Source organism: Kitasatospora terrestris (assembly GCF_039542905.1).
Classification (GTDB): Bacteria; Actinomycetota; Actinomycetes; order Streptomycetales; family Streptomycetaceae; genus Kitasatospora; species Kitasatospora terrestris.
Genome location: NZ_BAABIS010000001.1, coordinates 8,498,423 through 8,516,703 on the forward strand (window position 1 = coordinate 8,498,423; position 18,281 = coordinate 8,516,703).

Consider the following 18,281-nt stretch of genomic DNA (forward strand, 5'->3'; position numbering starts at 1 on the left):
CGGCGCCGGTGGAGGGCCCGGGCACCGCCACCAGGCCGGTCGGCGGGCACGTCCCGATCCGTCACCGGGCGTACGGCGCCCGCCTTGGCCCGGGCTTGCTGCGGTGTTCGGACACCTCCGGCGCCGGCGCCTGGGGCGTCGCGGTCGATGGCCGACGCGGGTCTGCGGCGCTGACGCGCTGTCCCTGGCCGTGCGCGCCCCGGGCGGGCAGCCGCGCCTCGGCCGGGACGTGCCCTGGCGGTGTGCGGCTGCCCGTGCGGGGGGGTCAGGCGGCTGTGCGGCGGGCGGTGCGCTTGGCGGGTGCGGCCTTCTTGGCAGTCGTGTTGGTCTTGCGGGCCGGGGCGGTGGTCTTCTTGGCGGCGGTGGCGGGTTTCGTCGGCGCTGCCTTCTTCGCCGGGGTCCTGGCGGTGGTGGTCTTCTTCACCGGGGCCTTCTTGGCCGGCGCGGGGGCGGTGGCCGTGGTGGTGCGCTTCGCGGTGTTCTTGGCGGTGGTCTTCTTCGCTGGGGCGGTCGTGGTGGTCGCCGTTGCACGCTTGGCAGCGGTGGGGGCGGTGGTGCGCTTGGCCGTGGTGGCGTTGGCGCGGGAGGGGGTGAGGGAGCCCTTGGGGGTCTTCGCAATGGACGGGCCCTGCTGGGGGAGCTTCTTGGCGCCGGAGACGAGGTCCTTGAAGCCCTGGCCGGGGCGGAATTTGGGGGTGGTGGTCTTCTTCACCCGGATGGGTTCGCCGGTCTGCGGGTTGCGGGCGGTGCGGGCGGAGCGCTGGACGGGCTCCAGGGTGCCGAAGCCGGTGACCTGGACGCGTTCGCCGGCGACGACGGCGCGCACCATCGCGTCGAGGACGGCGTCGACGGCGTCCTCCGCCGCGGTCCGACTGCCGAGCTGGCCTGCGACTGCTTCGACGAGCTGGCCCTTATTCATGACGGGGGACTCCCTGACAGGTATTTGATGGCGATTTGGACTGTTTTCGTCCTCACGGTAGGACGAGGCCCGCCATTTCGCCTGCGCACGGGGTCGGCGGGCTGGTCCGCGGTGTCTGGGGTGGGGCCCGCGGCCGTGCCACGGACCGCCCGGGATTGTGGCGGTGGCCCGGGTGCCGGGTGTGCGGGGGACCTGCGGGGGCCGTTGGCTCGGGCCCGCACGTATGGTGCGCGGCGGCCGGGGACCGACAATGCCGAAAGGCCGTCCCCTCAAGGTGCTGAGGGGACGGCTTTCCAGTGCTTTCTCAGGGCCAGTGCAGCGTACCGGCAGGTACCGACAACCGGCGCCGGTTCCGCCCCACCGGCACTGTGCCGCAGGGACCAGGGCATTCGATCCGGTGACACGGGCCCGGCACGTCACCGCCGGGCAGCCACCTGACGCCGACCGCAGAGCAGGGGTTGTCCGGCCGGCTGGGGAGGGGGAGCCGACCTGTTCTCGACCTGCAACCGGGGATGGTCGGGCATGATCAAAGCGTGAGTACGTGGTGGACCGGGCGCAAGGACGCGCTCCTGGCCGCAGTAGCCGACGGCCCGCTGTTCTTCGGCGCCGACCCGATCGACGACCCCGGCATCGCCGAACTCGCCGACACCACCCACACCCTCGCCCTCGAGTACCTGGCCAGTGACCGCGGCCCGGCCGTCCACCGGGCCGGTGACCTGCTGGAGCGGGCCTGCGCCGAGCTCCAGTGCGCCGACAGCTTCCGCGGCACGCTGCCGCCCCTGGTCGTACGCCACCTGCGCATCACCGCCGGCTTGCTGGCCCAAGCCCGGGCCTGCCTCCAACCACCGGCCGGCATGCCTGCGGCGTACGCGCGCGAAGGCGTCTGACGCCCCGAAGCCGTCCGGCAACGGCCGGGTGGGCGCCGGCCACAATGCAGACCTTGCCCCTGCTTCTGCGATTTTCGCGTGCGCCGGTGCCCGCCTCGGCGGGTGCGACAGCACCCGGGAACAGCCGACGGGCCAGGTGCCCCGAGCAGGAACCCGTGCACCGCATGGCCTGGTGGCGTGCCCCGCAGCTCGCCCGGACCACCCGGCCTGATACCGAGCGCCACCCCCAGGACGGTGCAAGGACCGTGGCCGAGCCGGCCGACGACGCACCGGCCCACGCCCACCGCGACCCCTGAGACCCGAAACCCATGAAGCTGTGCCCTGCCGGCGCCACGGTGCCGGGGGCTTGAGGCGTCCGGGTCGGAACGAGTCACTTCTCGTGAGCCTGCTGTACCGAACCCTCTTCGCGCAGCGCGTGTCCAGGGTGGGGACAGGCGGGCGGATGGTGGGCCGGGGATGGAGGCGGTCCCAGGATGTCGGCCTCGCGGTGCCGTAGCGGTCGGTGACCTGGACGGTCGCCGTGTGCGGCTCGCCCCCGGCGAATGGCCCGAGCAGCGTGCGTGAACGGATGTCAACCCCACCGCTTCCGGACGGCCTTCGCGCATACTCGACCGCATGGAGACCGAGCCCTACCTGGACCCCGAACTGGCCGCCGCACTGGCCGCCCGTGGCGGGGTGCCCGCGCCGCTGACACCCGGCGGGCTGGCGGCCTGGCAGCGGCGGGACGCCGAACGGCGGCCGAGGCCCACACTGGACCGACTCGCCGACGGCGGACGGTTCGAAACGGCCGAGCACGACGCGGACGGCGTCGCCGTGGTCTCCGGCCGCCCGGCCGAGGCGGACGGCGTGCTACCCGCGCTGCTGTACCTCCACGGGGGCGGCCTGATCGGCGGCAACGCGTACGCCGTACTGCCGCGCGTGCTGCGGGAGCTGGCGGAGCCGCTCGGGCTGACCGTGCTCTCCGTCGAGTACCCGCTCGCCCCCGCCGCCCGCTACCCCGCCCCGCTGCACGCCTGCCGCACCGCCCTGCGCTGGGCCGCCGCACACGCCGGACGGCTGCGGATCGACCCCGACCGGATCGTGCTCGCCGGCAAGAGCGCCGGCGGCGGACTGGCCGCCGCCCTCGCCCTGCTGCTCCGCGACCGGGGCGGCCCGGCGCCGTACGGGCAACTGCTGCTCAGCCCGATGCTGGACGATCGCGGCACCACCTCCTCCACCCGGCAGGCCGCCGGCCGCGACACCTGGGACGCCACCTCCAACGCCACCGCTTGGCAGGCCGCCCTCGGCCCCCTGCACCGCGCTCCCGACCTCCCCCCGTACGCCGCCCCCGCTCGCGCCCACGACCTCAGCGGCCTGCCCCCCGCCTACCTGGAGGTCGGCTCCGCCGAAACCTTCCGCGACGAGGTCACCGCCTACGCCGACGCCCTCTGGCGGGCCGGCGGCCACGTCGAACTCCACGTCTGGCCCGGCGCCCTCCACGGCTTCGACACCCTCGCCCCGGACGCGGCCGTCACCCGCACCGCGGTTGCGACCCGGCGGAACTGGCTGCGGCGCCTGCTCGGCCAGGGCACCCGGGGGCTTACTCCCCTCGGCAGATGATCGACGCGTAGGGCAGCCGGGGGCTTACTGGGCGTTTTGTCCCTGACTTTGGAGTTCAGGTTCCGCGCCAGCTTGGGGTGGTTTCGCCGGTGAGCCGGCGGGTCATGAAGTTGATCATGGCGACGTGGACCATGGCTTCGGAGCGGGCCGGGAGGGCTTCGTAGTCGCGGGCGAAGACCTTCTCGCGGGTGTCGCAGGAGTTGCCCTGGGTGGCCCAGTGCGGGAACTTCTCGCGGCTGTAGCCGGACATCGAGCCCGCGGCGGCCACCGGCAGGGCGGCGAGTTCGCTGCGGGCGAGGGCGGCGGGCCCGGCCAGGTACCACCGGCCCCTGCCGGGCCCGGTGCGGTGGCGGGGACGGACGGATCGACGCTGCCGGTGGCACCGCCTCCACCCGAGGTGGTGCTGGTGCAGGCGGTGCCCGCCACGGCGAGTGCGGCGATCAGGGCGATCCGAACGGCCCGGGGTGCGGTGCGGGAGGCTGCCATGGGCCACTGATACCCGCCCTGGCCCTGATCATCAGCAACGCAACGCCGCGGACGGGTCAGGCCGGGCGCGGGGGCAGGCCCACTCCGTTGCGCTGACTGCTTCGGCGAACCGGACGACAGGCGCACGGCCGGTTCTGCGGGCGGTTGGCGGCCGATCCGAAGACCAGGCACCCTCTGTGACCACGCACGGGGGTAGTCGGTCTATTCGCAGGCCACGCCGTCGCCGCCGCGGTCCAGGTGGGGGGCGTAGCCGGGGTCGCCCCGGTGAAGGGGAGTGACGCCTGCGGCACGGGCCTCGGCGCAGTTCTTGTAGTACACCGCGGGGCCGGGCGCCCGGTGGTGCCTGCCATGCCGGTCTCGGGTTTCGCGCCATGACGCCTCCCGGGGACACCCATGAGCTGGGGCCTCTCTGCCCAGGATGCGTCTGTCGGCGCCATCCCACCTGCCATGACGAGGGACCGAGGTGCTACCGGACTGCCTCGGTTCTACGGGTGGTGTCCGTGGGGCGACGTGCGAACGGCCGAGGGGTGGTGTTCGTGTTCGCGACCCGTGCCCGAGGGCCGGCGGGGGTCTGGTGGGGGAAGGACGTCGGTGATGGTCAGGTCGATGGTGCGGACGGGCAGGCCCAGGGCGGCGGTGGCGGTGGTGAAGGCGACGCGGCGCACGTGGTCGGCCTGGTCGGGCAGCGGGAGTCCGTAGGCGACCAGGAATGTCATGGCGATGGTGACGTCTCCTCGGGGATCGGGGGTGAGGCGGCAGCTGGCTACTACTGCGTCGGTGGCGGTGTCGACGGCGCGGCGCAGTGCGTCGGCGGCGGTCGTCTCCCAGATGTAGGTGGGGGAGCGGGAGGGGCGTGGTAGGAGTCGCCCGCGGCGGGCGTAGGGGCGGACGGCGGTCAGGATGTGCTGGGTGAGGTCCGGGCGCGGGGCGGTCGGCCGGGTGGTGAGCGCTTGGGCGGCGCGGCGTACCTCGGCCGGGGCGGTGCGTGCCCGGCGGCAGTGGGGGAGCGGCTGCTGGCGATGGCCTTGCCGGTCCCGCCCGGGGCGACAGCCGGGAAGCAGCCCACGGACCGCCCGAAGAACCGGACGGGCGTGCTGAACCTCGACCAGTACGTCGCCGCGAACTACGATCCCCAGTGGGCGGAGACCGCCACCCGCGCGGCCAAGGAACGCGGCTTCGTCACCGCCGCATGCCGGGCGTGGAAGAACCCGGACGGCAGCCAGAGCCAGATGATGCTCGTCCAGTACGCGTCCGCGACCGGAGCGCAGGCCCACTACCGGGGTCTTCACGGGCTGTGGACCGAGGACACCTCCACCACGTTCTTCGACGACCCCGACGACCAGGCCGCAGGCCTCCTCCACACCAAGCCGATCATGGACGGCATGACCTATGCCAGCCTGCTCACCACCCGCGGCAACATCCTGGTCTACGTCACCCACTTCACCCCCAAAACCCCGGACCGCGACACCGCACAGGACCTCTTCCACCGGCAACTGAGCGCCCTCGCAGGCTGACCGCCTCCCAGCGGCAGGCCGGCGAGCCCGTGTCCACAGCCGCCCGGCCAGCGACGCAGGGCCGGCCGCGGTGTCCGGTGTCAGGGGATGGGCGGCACGTCCGCTGCGCCCGGGGGCTGGCGACTACTCGGGGCGGCGTTCGGTGCCCAGGTAGCGCTGCCACGGCACGTCCTCGAACATGCCCAGCCGGACGTCGGCTCGGCCGTGCTCGCGGACCGCCTGCTATGCCTGGTCGTGGTTGAGGATCGTCCTGATGGTGAGGACTACGATGCACGGGCCGGGGGCCGGAGGGGCGGTCAGTCCTCTGCCCCGGCCGGAGGCGTAAGAAGGGGCCGGGACGGTGTGCCGGCGCCGCGATCGCCGGCCCTCGGCTGCTGCGGCAGGACGATGACGGCGCGGCCCGTCTGCAGGTCGACGGTCGAGCGGGGTGGCGCGCCGTCGCCTTCCTCGTCGCGGCGCATCGCCTCGGCGGAGCGTTCGTCCAGCTCGACCGCTTTGCCGGTGTTCACCGATCCGGTGAACACCTCCACGGCCACGGTGGAGACCGAAAGCGGTCCGCCGAGCCGGCCCGACCGGCGGCGGAGCCGGGCCGGGACCAGGCCCGAACGGGCCAGCCGGCGGAACACCGTCGAGGCGAGTGCGAACAGCACCACCGCCAGAGCGAGCCCGGGCAGTGTGAGAGCGAACGCCATGACCATCGACCTGCGACCCCCTGTCGTACGACGCCTGGCGGCGACGTGTTCCGACTGGCGAACGGTTTCTACCCGCACGGTAGTTCCCCCGACGGGCCGTCCGCCCGGCGACAGGGCCTGCAACAACGCGAGCGTCCGCTGTACCGCCCCGCGGCCGACGCAGTGCCGCAGCGCCACCACCGCCATCTGCCACAGGCCTGCTACCTGCTGCTGCGCCCCGCCGGTCGGGTCGCGAAGCCTTCACGCCGACGCCAAGGCTTATGCGGAGACCGTCGCCTCGGACCGGGAACTGAAGCTCCAGGGCTACGAGGTCTTCCGCTTCGGGTTCACCGAGCTGAGCGACGAGCACCGGGCCCGCCCGCTCCTGAAGCGGTTCTTCGCCGAGGTCTTCGACCGCTACGGCGTGGCCGCCGCACCGTGTCAACGCTCCCGCAGGTCTGATCCCACCGCTGCGCCGCGCTGGCAGCCCTGCAGGACGACGCGTCACGTCAGATGGGGAACGGCAGCGGGTGCTGTCCGTGGTCCGCGACCCGGCGTGCGCGGCGCTTGGCGGCCGCGGCGCGCCGTTCCCCGGGGTTGCGGTCCTGTTCGGCCCGCGCCATGCAACGGGAGCACACGGCTTCGCGAAGCCCGTTGTCCAGCGCGTCGGCCAGGCAGCTACCGCCACAGGCCAGATCGAGCCACAACGTCGCCCGGCCAGTTCGGGTCATCCGCCACCGGGCCAGATGATTGACGCGCCCGCCAGTCACCCGGACCACCAGCGGCCACGGGTCGCCCGCCGGACCATTGACCTCCTCCGCCATGATTACCCCCTGCTGCGGCGCCGTGGACCCACCCGGTCGGCCTGGTCGGCCCGTTGGGACCCCAGCGTTGCACTGCCGCCCGCCTGGACACCAGCACCGCCGTCCGCGACGCCACCCGCCGCCGCATCGCCGTCGCCCTCGACCTGCGCATCCACCGGCTGCGCCTGGCGGGCACCACCCCGACCGCCCAGGGCATCCGGGCCTCCGAGGCGGCTTCAGCCGCGGACCTGGTGCTCCACCCGGTGCCGCAGATACTCGTCCGGGTGGGACCGGGCGATCGCGATCGCCTTGTCGACCAGGGGGTGTAGCTCCGCCGGGTATGCGGACGGCCGCAGGGGCAGTCCGGGGAGGATGCAGCGGCGGACGTCCAGGTGCTCGTTGTCCACGAACTCCCGCAATGCTGCCTCGTGCCACTCGCGCACGCCGACCGAGCCGTTGTCGGGCTCCGGACGGTCCCCGGCCGGGCCGGCGGCCCGCAGCTGGGGGTGGTCGAGCGGCAGGGCCGTCCAGTACCAGGCCCGTGCGGCACCCGCCCGCTCCGCGTCCGTGCCCGTCCGCAGGTAGCCGATCAGCCTGGAGCGGACCCGCCCGCGGCCGAACCCGTTCAGAGCCGCTTCGACGAACCACCGGTTGAAGCTCGGGTTCGAGTCGTTTACGGCCGCGCCCAGCAGGACCTCGAACGCCTCCTGGGGGAAGGCCGACTCCCGCTCGCAGGCCTCGCGCAGTGCTGCCCGGACGCGGTGGCCCCACACAGGATCGTCGGTGCCCGGCTCACGCGCCACACCGAGGCCGAGAACCCGGACCACATCTGCCAGGCACTGGCCGAACGGGTCCCTGTCGGCCGCCTCAGGTGCCGGCAGCGCCATGAAGACGCGCACGCCGTCACCCCCGCTCGTATCACGCGTTCCGTCCCCGCCCACGACCGATTCCTCTCCCCGAGCTTCCCTGCCCGCCACCCTAGGGCCAGTATCGGGTTGTGATCAATTGGCGGGTTTCGCCCTCGCGGTCGTGCCTGATCCGATAGATCGTGTTGTGTGACGCGAGTGCAACTGACTGATGCTGAGTGGGAGTTCATCGGGCCGTACCTGCCGATCGGTGAGTACGGCCCGTACCCCGAGCGGCTGCGCCGACAGTTCGAGGGTGTCATCTGGCGGTTCCGGACCGGCGGCCAGTGGAGGGAGATGCCGAGCGAGTTCGGTGCCTGGTCGACGGTCCACAACCGCTTCCGGCAGTGGAGGGACGCCGGGGTCTTCGAGGCCCTGCTGGAGGGCGCGGTCGCGGAGGCCGCGAAGCGGGGCGAGGTGGACCTGTCGCTGGTCAGCGTGGATTCCACCACCGTCCGGGCCCACCACGACGCCGCCGGGATGCACCTCGACCCCGACACACTCGCCGACCTGGAGAAGGCCGCCGAGGAGGCGGAGAAGGCCCGACAAAAGGGGGCGGCCCGAAGGAACAAGACGGGCAGGCAACCGCAGACACCCCGGAACGGAACGAGCGGCGACGCGTCCGACGCAGACGCAGACTCCGCCTGAAGGCCGCCCTGCTCGGCCGGTCCAGAGGCGGGCAGAGCAGCAAGGTCCACATCGCCGGCGACCGTAAGTGCCGCCCGCTGGCCATCGTCCTGACCGAGGGGCAGGCCGCCGACAGCCCACAGTTCATCCCCGTTCTGGCGAAGGTCCGGGTCCGTGGGCCTGTCGGCCGGCCCCGCACCCGGCCCGGCGCGGTCGCCGGCGACAAGGCCTACTCCTCCCGCAGAAACCGCGCCCACCTGCGCAAACGACACATCAAGGCCGTCATCCCGGAGAAGCGGGACCAGGCCGCCAACCGCAAGAAGAAGGGCAGCAGGGGCGGTCGTCCCGTCAGTCACGACGCCGAGCTCTACAGGGAGCGGAACACCGTCGAGCGTCTGATCAACAGGATGAAGGCCTGGCGGGGCATCGCCACCCGCTACGACAAGACACCCGAGAGCTACCTCGCAGGCCTCCACCTCCGCGCCTCAATGATCTGGATCAAGGACCTCGCCAGGACGACACCTTGATCACGACCGAATGCGCTCCCTAGAGTCGTCCGGCCACCGTCCACCTGCCGTCCGCCTGTGCCTCGATCAGCCCCTCGGCCGCCAACGCCCTCAGGACCTGCGCGACCGTCGCCTGGGCAAGCCCATACTGTCCGGCGATCTCACGCCTGTGCGGAAGCTCTGTCAGCCCCGGGTTGGCGGCGATCTCAGCGCGAAGAGCCTCTGCGAGGCGCACCCTCGTAGGCCGGACTTCCTCTGACACTTCGGCACTCCGTTCGTGCGCACAGATCGGTCGTCACGAACATCACCAACAACACGCCTTGATCGCAACCAAATACGTGCTAGGTGTGTCCACATCTCGGGGGTCACCTCATCGGACGGTATTTTCGGTGTGGTTGTCCGGTCTGGTCCGTGGAATTGGGTCGCTCCCGGTGGTCCCGGGCCGTAGCGTCCGGTCATGGACTGGACCGCATGGCACGACAAGTACGACCAGACCGACCACTGGATGACGCGACGGCTGAAAACAGTGCAGGCCCACATCGACGCCGCTCTGTCGGACGCCCCGGACGGCGAGCTGCAGGTGATCAGCCTCTGCGCCGGAGACGGTCGCGATCTTCTGGAGGTCCTGGCCGGACATCCCCGCCGCGACGATGTCAGGGCCAGGCTCGTCGAGCTGGACCCCCGCAACACCGCCGCCGCTGTGGAACGGGCCGAGCGGGCCGGCCTGCAGCGCGTCGAGGTGGCGACCGCGGACGCCGCCCTCATCGACCAGTACGAGGACCTGGCCCCGGCGGACCTCGTCCTCGTCTGCGGCGTCTTCGGCAACATCACCGACCCCGACATCGAGCGCACCATCGCCGCCTGCAACCAGCTGTCCAGGGCCGGCGGGACCGTCATCTAGACCCGACACCGCGCCGCACCCGACCGCGTCCCGCGGATCTGTGAGTGGTTCGACGCCCAGGACTTCGAGTTGCAGTGGCTGTCACCGCCGGACGCCGGCTTCGGGGTCGGTGTGCACCGCTTCGCCGGCACACCTCAACCCCTGCGCCGCGGCACGCGCATGTTCGAGTTCGTCGGCTACGACGTGCTTCGACAGACAGCAGCGGACGAGGCCACCGGCGTCCATGACGTCCGGTAGTTCCGCAGGATGTGGGATAGGTTGCCCGCCATGACCGATCTTGGGCCTGTCGCCTGGCCGCCCGCTCTGATCCGGACCGAGCGGCTCGTGCTCCGCGAGTCCGAGGCCCGGGACCGTACGGCGTTCATCGACCTGTTCGCCTCACCGCAGGTGCGTACCCACCTCGGTGGTGCCCGACCACGCGAGGAACTCGAACGCGGGATGCCGGCAGTGCCCGGCCTACGCACGGGCGTGTTCGTCGTCGAGCGCGACGGGGCGATGATCGGCGTCGTCTCGTTCGACCGGCGCGACGCGCAGCGCCCCGGTCACCTCCGCCCGGAGGCCGGGGAGGCCGAGCTCAGCTACATGTTCCTGCCCCAGGCCTGGGGATCCGGGTACGCAGCCGAGGCGTGCGCTGCGGCACTCGGATGGCTCGCCGACGCCTGTCCCGGTGAGCCGGTGGTGCTCTGCACCCAGAGCGCGAACGACCGCGCGATGCGCCTCGCCGAGAAGCTGGGCTTCACCGAGGTCGAGCGGTTCGAGGAGTACGGCGCCGAGCAGTGGTTCGGCGTACGGTCCCACGTTCACCCGTCGGACCGGGCGAGATAGCCGCACCGGCGCGCGAAGGAGCCTGCAGTCCTCCGGGATCGGACTCCGTATCGCGGGCAGACCAGCCGGAATTGCTCATGTATTCCGTCGCCCGATGATCAGTACAACCGTGGGCGCAGAGCACGGTTGAGGTGTGCTCCATCGGTTGGCGGCTCGGGTCACGGCCGCCCTCGAACGCGAGCCGGGCACGGCAGGGATTGTGGGTCCCCGCGGTGCCCGGCGCGCTCGGAACCCGACTCGCGCCGGCAAGCCCCCGCCAAGGCGAAATGCCGCAGCGGGTGCTGCCGCCTGCCGACGTCGGCTTCCACGAGCGCGTTGCCGACCCAGCGCCCACACCCCCGGTGCCACACGACGAGGCCCCGCCCGTCGGCTGCAGCCGACGGGCGGGGCCTTGCCGTGGTCAGCGGCTGCGCCGCAGCGCTTTGCGTCGCCAGGGTGTTGCAGCGGTGGCGGCGCTGCCGATGACCACGGACACGCCAGCGGCGGTCCAGGCGGGTGTGTCGTGGGTGGGGGTGGCGGTCCAGTCCCACCAGGTGAGGGGGTACCAGATCAGGAGCAGCGCGGACGCCAGCGGCAGGGCCCAGGCGAGCTGGTGTCCCAGGACACGGCGGGAGAGCAGGGCCAGTCCGAGCCAGACCAGTACCGAGCGGACGAACACGATCCCGGCGCCCGTCCCGACCGCGTACGTCTCGGCGGTGAAGGAGAAGGCGCAGACCGTCAGCGTCAGCACCGTGCAGTACACGGCCCGCAGGCGGTGCATGGCCCGGGTGCCGAGGGCCTCGTGGGCCGCCATCGGTCCGTCGAGCGCTGCGGTGAGGAACACCGCCGACAACAGCGGGAGCTCCTGCCGGTAAGGAATCCCCATAGTGACGTCGCCGCTGCCGAACGACGGAATCGGGATCCGGGTACCGCCGAAGAACGCCGACAGCAGCGCGACGACCACCGCCCCGGCCAGCACCGCCGCACCCCGGTGGACCCTGGCGTAGCGGATCAGATCAACGAGGGTCATAGGGCTTGCACCAGGACGCCTCGCGATGGAATTCGGCACTCTCCCCATCCAGCCACACCCGCTGCTCGGCGGCCGGCAGACGCACAGCATCGGAGGCTGCACGCTGGGCTGCGCCGATACCGGCGACATGGAGACCGCTGTCGGCCTCGGCCGGGTCCTGGCCCATGGCCCGGTACTCCAGCCACAGGTGGACGTTGTCGATGGCCTGCCACGCACGGCGCTCATTGCCCGGCGGGACACAGCGGCCGAAGCTGTCGGTGAACACGCGGTGGGCCATGGCGATGGCCGCCGTGCGCACGTGGCCCTCGGTGATGTCGAACCCCCGATCGCCATGTGCGGTGCGCTGCAACCCGAACTCGTCGAACTCCTCCGGCACCACCACCCAGGACTGCCCAGTAGCACCGAGACGCTGCGCCATCAGCACCAGCGCCGGCAGGTATTTACGGTGCTCGGGCCAGACGCACACACGCGGGGCATGACTATCGGTGCGGTCGCACAGCGGCGTGGCAGCCGTGGCCGGGCGCTCAGTGCGCAGTTCGCCGGCGCCGGCGACGCCGCCGAGCGCGACGAGGGAGCACAGGGCCGCCGCGAGCGCCACCCAACGCACCTTCCTCGGCAGGCCGCGGCTGGGCATCCGGTTCTTTGCCCGGGTCGGCAGCGGTGGGGCTGTGACGGCGAGGACGGCCAGGGCGATCGCCCAGCACAGTCGGAGGGCGACCGGGAGCGGGCGCAGGTGGACATCCGGCGAGCCCGCCAGGACGTTGAGCTTGAACGGCAGGGCGAGGAGGCTGATGAAGCAGCCGAGCGCGCAGACGACGGGGGTGAAGGAAGACGAGGGCCACCAGCGGCCGGCCAGGTGCCCCACGGACGCGAACACCACCAGTGTCGAGGCGCCCAGTAGTAGATAGGACGGCCACAGGAATCCGGGACCGGCTTCGCCGATCGACACGCCGGCCGCGGCCAGGCATCCGAGCCCGTAGGCGAGGAAGCCGAGGGTGAGGGTGGCGGCCAGCCGCACACCCTCCATGCGCCATGTGGGCCGGGCGGCCGCGAGGAGCACCTCCGGCATCCCCGCCCGGGAGGAACGGCCGGCCTGCCAGGCGGAGACGGCAGCCAGCACCGGTCCCAGGAACAGGGTGACGACCTGCGCCGCCACACTCGCCTCCGGCCACACGCCGATCCACCATCGCGAGCGTCCGAACAGCACCAGCAGATCAACGGCGACCATCACGGGGAACGCGGTGAGCAGCGGGGATCGCCGCAACTCGATGCGGTAGGCGTTCAGCACGCTGACTCCTCGGCTGCCCGGACCTTGCCGAGAACGGTCATGTAGCCGCGTTCCAGCGCACTGTCCCCGGGCGCCTTCGGATCGGCCAACTCGGCCAGCTGCTGCGGGGCACCCCGGTGCACGACCTCACCCTCCCTCAGCACCAGTACGGTGTCGCAGGCCGCACCCACGTCCTCCACCAGGTGCGTACTGAGCACCACCGCGGCCCCCGCACGCGCCAGCGAGCGGATCAGGTCCCGGAAGTCCAGGCGCTGCGCGGGGTCGAGGCCGACGGTGGGCTCGTCGAGGAGCAGCAGGGACGGGGAACCGACGATGGCCGCGGCGATCCCGGCCCGCCGGAGCATGCCGCCGGACAGGGCCTTCATCTTCTCCCTCGCCCGGTCCTGCAGTCCGACGGCGGACAGCGCCGCCTCGGTCGCCGGCGAGGCCTGGGCGGAGGGGACTTCGCGCAGCCACGCGCAGTAGCGGACGAAGTCGTGGACGGAGAACGCCGGGTAGTAGCCGAAGTCCTGCGGCAGGTAGCCGATGCGGCGCCGTGCCTCGCGGACGTCCCGTTCACCGGCGACCGCCCGGCCGAACAGCTCCAGGACGCCCTCCCGTGGTGGCGCGATGGTCGCCAGGGTCCGGAACAGCGTCGTCTTGCCGGCCCCGTTCGGGCCCAGCAGCCCGGTCACACCGGGCTCGATCGACAGGTCCAGGCCCTTGATGATCTGCCTACTGCCGTACCCCTGGCTGACATCGGCCAGCCGGGCGACGGGAGTGCTTGCCATGGATGAAATCCCCACTTGCGGGCTGTGGGCCCGCCGAAGCGGCGGGCCCACAGCAGCGTCGGTCCTCAGGCCGCAGAGACGTGCGTCCCGCTGATGCTGAACGTGCACTCGTAGGTGTCGTACTTGCCCTCGTAGTCGCTGGACAGCCTGTCGTAGTGCTGGGTGTCGATCTCGTAGCTGCAGTCGTACGAGGTGTAGTACCCGTAGCCCGGGTAATTCGTTGCGTCGTAGCAGTAGCCGTGCCCAGACGTCGAGTACCAGTACCCGCGGCAACCGTAGGACCAGGAGCTCTCGTTGGACGCGCTCGACATCGGAGCCGCGAGAGTAACGGCCCCAGCCGCCAGCGCCGCCACGACAGCACCCTTCGCGATCTTGCTGCCTATCATCCGAGCAATGAAATCAGACATTTCCCCTCCTTGAGAATAGCGGGGCCGGCAAATAAAACAACGACCCCAAATAATCCGTGGCACGACTGCGGGCCGAGCAGAATTAAGAATCTGCGCCGCCACATGCAAACGGTCGAGATGGGTGCCCAAAAGAATAGATTGAGTACCCACAGTCAGCGTGCTGGACGATAGCTCATGACGGTGCATCAGTAAAGTGCGTGGATGGCGTCCCGCCGAGTGGTGTAGCAGCGATCTTGGAGTAGGCCCTGGTCAGCGACTCGACAGCCGCTGTCCGGCCCTTGCGAGCCCTTGATCGACGGGACGTTCCCCTCGCCGCCACCTGTGCCGAGAACGGCAGCGGGTCGCCCCGCGAGCCCCGGTCCAGGAACCTCGCTCCGCCGGAACGTCAGCACACGGAGATTCCACCACCACGCGGGACGCGACCAGTGGGTGTCCACCAACAATGAGAGGAATTGGATATGAATCCGAAGATCGCTCGGCGGCCCCGCCTCAAGCCTCGTGCGAGGCTCGTGCGGGCAGCCAGTCGTAACGCCATCCCATCGAGCCGACGCCACGCGGCAGCGCGGCACCCCAGCCCGTGGACTGGCACAGCGGCGCGGCTCCTGGGGTCGTGCCGGCAGGTTCCGGACGGGGCGCTCTGGTGGCGGCCGTGCGGAGAGTTGGCAGGGGTTACGTGGAGGTGCCGGTTTGATTATTGAGCCTTTTCAGCGTTGAAGCTCGAGGGTGAGTACGGCCTTGGCCACTGAACCTCTTTCATCTTGAGTTTTCGCAGCTGAGGAGGGTGTGGACGGCAGCGACGAGCGGGCCGATGCGGTTGGTCGAACAGCGGGCTTTGCGGAAGATCCGCCATGACTTGAGTCGGGCGAAGGCGCGTTCACCGGGTGCCCTGAGCCCGGATCCACCGGGCTGTGACTGAGGTGGGGACGGGCTGACGCAGAGAGGTGCCTGCTGAGCTGGGAGGATGGGAGTTCTCTACGCTTCCGTCCGGCCCAACCAGCAAGGCACCTCGTAAGTGAAATCCTCCCACAGCTCCGCCGCGCTCACCGCCGCGTTCGACGAGCCGAACCTGGTCGCGGACGCGGGGCTCGTCCCGCTGGTCCGGCTGGCCGAGCGGGTCGGGCTTCCCGGACTGGTCGAAGACAGGCTGAGGCTCGACGGTGCGGGCAACAGCGGCGGTGCCAACCCGGCTGCGAAGGTGATGACGCTGGTCGCGGCGATGTGCGCCGGGGCCGACTCGATCGACGACACCGGCCGGCTGCGGCACGGCGCGATGGGCCGGCTGTTCGGCGGGGTGCGCGCGCCCTCCACGCTGGGCACGTTCCTGCGCGCGTTCACGCACGGGCACAACCGGCAACTCCATGCGGTGCACCGGGACTTCCTCGCCCGTCTCGCACGGGACACCCCGCTGCTGCCCGGCCTGGACCGGGTGGCGTTCGTGGACGTCGACCCCACCCACCGGCGGGTCTACGGACGCGCCAAGCAGGGTGCCGAGGTCGGCCGGTTCAAGGGCGTGCGCACCCTGCACCCGATCCTGGCCACCCTCAGCACACCGACGGCCCGCCCGGTGGTCGCGGCGGTCCGCCTGCGGCGGGGCAAAGCGGCCGACGCCCGCGGCGCCGGACCGTTCACGAGCGAGGCCCTGGCGGCCGCCCGCCAGGCCGGGGCGGGCGGAACCGTGATCGTCCGCGCGGACAGCCAGTTCTACAACGCCGACGTGGTGGCCGCCTGCCGCCGCGCGAGAGCGCACTTCTCCGTGACGGTGCGGATGAACCCCCACGTCGCCGCCGCGATCAGCGCGATCGGCGAGGACGCTTGGACGCCGATCCGATACCCCGAGGCGTTCGTCGACCCGGACACCGGCGAGCTGGTCTCCGACGCCGAGGTCGCCGAGATCACCTACACGGCGTTCACCGGCCGCAGGAAGACCGAGCACACCACTGCCCGGCTGATCGTGCGCCGGGTCCGCCGCCTGAACGCCGAAACGGCTGCCGGGCAGGGCGAGCTGTTCACCGCCTGGCGCTACCACCCGGTGTTCACCGACAGCCCCTTCGCCACGCTCCAGGCCGAACTCCACCACCGGCAGCACGCCACGATCGAGCAGGTCATCGCGGACGGCAAGGGATCGGCCCTGGCCCACCTGCCCTCCGGGAACTTCCAGGCGAACAACGCGTGGCTGACCCTGTGGGCCATCGCCCACAACCTGCTGCGAGCCGCCGGATCCCTCGCCGGGACCTTCCACGCGAGAGCCACCACCGCGACCCTGCGGGCCCACCTGATCCACGTCCCGGCCCGCATCGCCCGCTCGGCCCGCAGGCTGACGCTCCACCTGCCCGACCACTGGCCCTGGCAACACGCGCTCACCGATCTGTTCGACGCCGCCCACCCGCCACCGGCCTGATCACCAACCCGACCACCCGCCCGACAGGGCCCGACCGGAGCAGACGTGGAAAAGCTGGGCAGACCAGCAAACACCCCACACCCACCACCCAGTCACCCCCGCCAAAACCCAGATCCGATCACTCCAGAATCAGGTCGGTGGATTCGGGCTGAGCCGGGCATGGTCGCGGTTGTACTGCTTGTAGTGTTCGGGCAGTTCGTCGTGGCGGTAGTAGGGAGTGCGGACGGTCGCGCCGGCGCCCTGGTAGGCGCGGTCGGCGAGAACCAGGATCTGCCGGGTCAGGCAGGCCTGGACGATGCCGTGGGCTCGGGCGGCGGTGAGATCGTGGGTGCGGCCGGGCAGAGCTCGGGAGAACCACAACGGCGTGCCGTCCGGAGTGGCGAGGACCTGCACGTTCATCCCGTGCTTCCGGTGCTTCTGCGAGTAGTACGGCTCGTCCGCGGCGATCCGGTCGGTCGGGATCAGCGTTCCGTCGACGATCACGAAGTCGCCCTCACCCAGACCCACCAGCGCCTCGCGCAGGCCCGGTGCCCAGGCGGCCAGAAGCTCGACGGTCTCGTCGACGTACCGCCAGGCGGTCGCCTGCGACACCCCGAAGCCGGCTCCCAACTGTGCGAGGGTCTCGTTCTTCCGAAGATGGGCCAGGGTGAGCAGGGCCTGCTTGAAGCAGCTCAAGCGCCGCCAACGCGAATGCAGTTCACGCCTTCGGGCGTAGATCAGCCACGAGACGTGCTCAACGAGCTCGTGCGGGACATCGAGCATGGCAGGATACGAGACCAAGCGAGGCTCCTCGGGCGAAGCGCGGTGCGTAGAGAACACCAGCGCAACGACCAGGAGCCTCGCCTGTTACTCCACCTGTTCTGACCAGCCATTTCACCCCGCCGGGACAGGATGAAAGAGGTTCACTGACGTCAGCCAGTTCGGGCTGCAGCGGGCGTGGCGGAAGATCCTCCAGCGTTTCAGGGTGGCTACGCCGCGTTCGACGGGGTATCGCAGCCGGGCGTGGGCCCGGTTCAGTGATCTCTGTGCGGCAGTGAGCTCCTTGCGGGGCGGGCGCCTGGTCGGCACGGCGAACGTTCCGCCCGCGCCGGTGTAGGCCATGTCGGCCAGGGCCGGGATCCGGAGCCGGACGCAGGTCTTCACGATGCGGTGGGTTCGGGTGGCGGTCAGGTCATGCGTTCGGCCTGGCAGAGCGCGGGAGATCCACACGAGCCTGCCCCTCGGACCGGTGATGACCTGGAGGTTCGCGCCGTGGCGGCGGTGCTTTCCCGAGTAGTCCGCGCGGCCGTCGCCGACCCGGTCGCACTCGGCGAGGGTGCCGTCGACCAGGATGTACTCCGGGTCGGCCTCGCGCAGGGCCTGCGTCAGACCGGGCGCCTTCCGGGCGAGGAGGTCGGTGACCTGGTGGACGTAGGCGTGGGCGGTGCCGATGCTGATCCGGAAGCCGGCGGCGATCTGGGCGAGGGTGTCGTGCTTGCGTAGGTACACGAGCGCGACCAGGGCTCGCTGGGAGGGTCGGAGCTTGCAGCGTCGGTCACCCTCGCGGGTGACGATCAGCATGGTGACCCACTCAACGAGGGCGTGCGGCAGGTCCAGTGCGGCAGGATAGGTAACCACCAGGGCTCCCCGGCAGAAGAGTTGAGACGTCAGATACCTCACTCAACTGCCTGGGAGCTCTGTCCGTTCTTCCCCGGCCCACGACCGCTGGCCGTCACCCGATCGGTGGCCGCTCTGAAAACGCTCAGGTGCGACACGAGGTCGCTCCA

At 71.2% G+C, this 18,281-nt stretch carries 18 protein-coding genes and 4 pseudogenes; 7 read left to right on the forward strand and 15 right to left on the reverse strand.

The features are described from left to right. Positions 1-265 precede the first annotated feature (265 nt). Positions 266-919, reverse strand: a complete 654-nt coding sequence (locus tag ABEB06_RS38865) for an HU family DNA-binding protein (protein WP_345701673.1) — start codon at positions 917-919, stop codon at positions 266-268. Between the two features lie 533 nt (positions 920-1,452). On the opposite strand from ABEB06_RS38865, the gene ABEB06_RS38870 reads away from it, so the two are divergent. Next, on the forward strand, positions 1,453-1,806 hold the full coding sequence (locus ABEB06_RS38870; protein ID WP_345701674.1) for a hypothetical protein: 354 nt from the start codon (positions 1,453-1,455) through the stop codon (positions 1,804-1,806). Positions 1,807-2,421: 615 nt separating this feature from the next. Continuing rightward, positions 2,422-3,405, forward strand: a complete 984-nt coding sequence (locus ABEB06_RS38875) for an alpha/beta hydrolase (RefSeq protein WP_345701675.1) — start codon at positions 2,422-2,424, stop codon at positions 3,403-3,405. A gap of 55 nt (positions 3,406-3,460) precedes the next feature. Here ABEB06_RS38875 and ABEB06_RS38880 read toward each other — a convergent pair. From ABEB06_RS38880 to ABEB06_RS38890, 3 genes and pseudogenes are all read right to left on the reverse strand, one after another. Further along, positions 3,461-3,577: pseudogene (locus tag ABEB06_RS38880) on the reverse strand (IS5 family transposase); the annotation flags it as partial. A 515-nt stretch (positions 3,578-4,092) separates the two neighbouring features. Next, complete coding sequence (locus ABEB06_RS38885) at positions 4,093-4,209, reverse strand: excalibur calcium-binding domain-containing protein (RefSeq protein ID WP_345701676.1); 117 nt, start codon at positions 4,207-4,209, stop codon at positions 4,093-4,095. A gap of 167 nt (positions 4,210-4,376) precedes the next feature. Further along, positions 4,377-4,607 carry an Asp23/Gls24 family envelope stress response protein gene (locus tag ABEB06_RS38890; RefSeq protein ID WP_345701677.1) on the reverse strand — a complete coding sequence of 77 codons (231 nt, stop codon included), beginning with the start codon at positions 4,605-4,607 and terminating at the stop codon, positions 4,377-4,379. Positions 4,608-4,910: 303 nt separating this feature from the next. Between ABEB06_RS38890 and ABEB06_RS38895 the strand changes: the two genes are divergently transcribed. Continuing rightward, positions 4,911-5,405 carry a hypothetical protein gene (locus tag ABEB06_RS38895; RefSeq protein WP_345701678.1) on the forward strand — a complete coding sequence of 165 codons (495 nt, stop codon included), beginning with the start codon at positions 4,911-4,913 and terminating at the stop codon, positions 5,403-5,405. A gap of 296 nt (positions 5,406-5,701) precedes the next feature. Here the strand turns inward: ABEB06_RS38895 and ABEB06_RS38900 are convergent, their stop codons facing one another. From ABEB06_RS38900 to ABEB06_RS38910, 3 genes are all read right to left on the reverse strand, one after another. Further along, entirely contained in the window at positions 5,702-6,097 is a 396-nt protein-coding gene (locus ABEB06_RS38900; RefSeq protein WP_345701679.1) for a DUF6191 domain-containing protein, read from the reverse strand. Positions 6,098-6,585: 488 nt separating this feature from the next. Beyond that, positions 6,586-6,900 (reverse strand): hypothetical protein, encoded by a 315-nt coding sequence (locus tag ABEB06_RS38905; protein WP_345701680.1) that lies wholly within the window; start codon positions 6,898-6,900, stop codon positions 6,586-6,588. 215 nt (positions 6,901-7,115) lie between these two features. After that, entirely contained in the window at positions 7,116-7,778 is a 663-nt protein-coding gene (locus tag ABEB06_RS38910; protein ID WP_345701681.1) for a hypothetical protein, read from the reverse strand. Between the two features lie 156 nt (positions 7,779-7,934). Between ABEB06_RS38910 and ABEB06_RS38915 the strand changes: the two are divergent. Beyond that, positions 7,935-8,938: pseudogene (locus ABEB06_RS38915) on the forward strand (IS5 family transposase). A 19-nt stretch (positions 8,939-8,957) separates the two neighbouring features. Here the strand turns inward: ABEB06_RS38915 and ABEB06_RS38920 are convergent. Continuing rightward, on the reverse strand, positions 8,958-9,179 hold the full coding sequence (locus tag ABEB06_RS38920; protein ID WP_345701682.1) for a GntR family transcriptional regulator: 222 nt from the start codon (positions 9,177-9,179) through the stop codon (positions 8,958-8,960). A 195-nt stretch (positions 9,180-9,374) separates the two neighbouring features. Between ABEB06_RS38920 and ABEB06_RS38925 the strand changes: the two genes are divergently transcribed. Then, positions 9,375-9,818 (forward strand): class I SAM-dependent methyltransferase, encoded by a 444-nt coding sequence (locus ABEB06_RS38925; protein ID WP_345701683.1) that lies wholly within the window; start codon positions 9,375-9,377, stop codon positions 9,816-9,818. 267 nt (positions 9,819-10,085) lie between these two features. Next, positions 10,086-10,643, forward strand: a complete 558-nt coding sequence (locus tag ABEB06_RS38930) for a GNAT family N-acetyltransferase (protein WP_345701684.1) — start codon at positions 10,086-10,088, stop codon at positions 10,641-10,643. A 400-nt stretch (positions 10,644-11,043) separates the two neighbouring features. Here the strand turns inward: ABEB06_RS38930 and ABEB06_RS38935 are convergent, their stop codons facing one another. From ABEB06_RS38935 to ABEB06_RS38955, 5 genes and pseudogenes are all read right to left on the reverse strand, one after another. Further along, on the reverse strand, positions 11,044-11,652 hold the full coding sequence (locus ABEB06_RS38935) for a hypothetical protein (protein ID WP_345701685.1): 609 nt from the start codon (positions 11,650-11,652) through the stop codon (positions 11,044-11,046). After that, on the reverse strand, positions 11,639-12,940 hold the full coding sequence (locus ABEB06_RS38940) for a DUF7224 domain-containing protein (protein WP_345701686.1): 1,302 nt from the start codon (positions 12,938-12,940) through the stop codon (positions 11,639-11,641). The genes ABEB06_RS38935 and ABEB06_RS38940 overlap by 14 nt, the downstream gene beginning before the upstream one ends. Beyond that, entirely contained in the window at positions 12,934-13,710 is a 777-nt protein-coding gene (locus ABEB06_RS38945; RefSeq protein WP_345701687.1) for an ATP-binding cassette domain-containing protein, read from the reverse strand. Before ABEB06_RS38945 ends, ABEB06_RS38940 begins: the two co-directional genes overlap by 7 nt. Before the next feature lie 65 nt (positions 13,711-13,775). Then, entirely contained in the window at positions 13,776-14,021 is a 246-nt protein-coding gene (locus ABEB06_RS38950; protein WP_345701688.1) for a hypothetical protein, read from the reverse strand. Between the two features lie 849 nt (positions 14,022-14,870). Continuing rightward, positions 14,871-15,008 (reverse strand): annotated as a pseudogene (locus ABEB06_RS38955) (IS5/IS1182 family transposase); the annotation flags it as partial. Positions 15,009-15,129: 121 nt separating this feature from the next. Between ABEB06_RS38955 and ABEB06_RS38960 the strand changes: the two are divergent. Next, entirely contained in the window at positions 15,130-16,515 is a 1,386-nt protein-coding gene (locus ABEB06_RS38960; RefSeq protein ID WP_345696755.1) for an IS1380 family transposase, read from the forward strand. Between the two features lie 150 nt (positions 16,516-16,665). Here ABEB06_RS38960 and ABEB06_RS38965 read toward each other — a convergent pair. Further along, positions 16,666-17,277: pseudogene (locus ABEB06_RS38965) on the reverse strand (transposase family protein); the annotation flags it as partial. Between the two features lie 111 nt (positions 17,278-17,388). Further along, the gene (locus tag ABEB06_RS38970) at positions 17,389-18,132 is read right to left on the reverse strand and encodes a transposase family protein (protein WP_345701689.1); all 744 of its coding nucleotides are present in this window, start codon (positions 18,130-18,132) and stop codon (positions 17,389-17,391) included. Positions 18,133-18,281: the final 149 nt, after the last annotated feature.

What these genes read in the sequence shown, in the direction of transcription:
- ABEB06_RS38865 (WP_345701673.1), bottom strand. Translation starts at nt 919, where the DNA reads ATGAATAAGGGCCAGCTCGTCGAAGCAGTCGCAGGCCAGCTCGGCAGT.
- ABEB06_RS38875 (WP_345701675.1), top strand. Translation starts at nt 2,422, where the DNA reads ATGGAGACCGAGCCCTACCTGGACCCCGAACTGGCCGCCGCACTGGCC.
- ABEB06_RS38890 (WP_345701677.1), bottom strand. Translation starts at nt 4,607, where the DNA reads ATGACATTCCTGGTCGCCTACGGACTCCCGCTGCCCGACCAGGCCGAC.
- ABEB06_RS38895 (WP_345701678.1), top strand. Translation starts at nt 4,911, where the DNA reads ATGGCCTTGCCGGTCCCGCCCGGGGCGACAGCCGGGAAGCAGCCCACG.
- ABEB06_RS38900 (WP_345701679.1), bottom strand. Translation starts at nt 6,097, where the DNA reads ATGGCGTTCGCTCTCACACTGCCCGGGCTCGCTCTGGCGGTGGTGCTG.
- ABEB06_RS38905 (WP_345701680.1), bottom strand. Translation starts at nt 6,900, where the DNA reads ATGGCGGAGGAGGTCAATGGTCCGGCGGGCGACCCGTGGCCGCTGGTG.
- ABEB06_RS38925 (WP_345701683.1), top strand. Translation starts at nt 9,375, where the DNA reads ATGGACTGGACCGCATGGCACGACAAGTACGACCAGACCGACCACTGG.
- ABEB06_RS38930 (WP_345701684.1), top strand. Translation starts at nt 10,086, where the DNA reads ATGACCGATCTTGGGCCTGTCGCCTGGCCGCCCGCTCTGATCCGGACC.
- ABEB06_RS38935 (WP_345701685.1), bottom strand. Translation starts at nt 11,652, where the DNA reads ATGACCCTCGTTGATCTGATCCGCTACGCCAGGGTCCACCGGGGTGCG.
- ABEB06_RS38945 (WP_345701687.1), bottom strand. Translation starts at nt 13,710, where the DNA reads ATGGCAAGCACTCCCGTCGCCCGGCTGGCCGATGTCAGCCAGGGGTAC.
- ABEB06_RS38950 (WP_345701688.1), bottom strand. Translation starts at nt 14,021, where the DNA reads ATGTCGAGCGCGTCCAACGAGAGCTCCTGGTCCTACGGTTGCCGCGGG.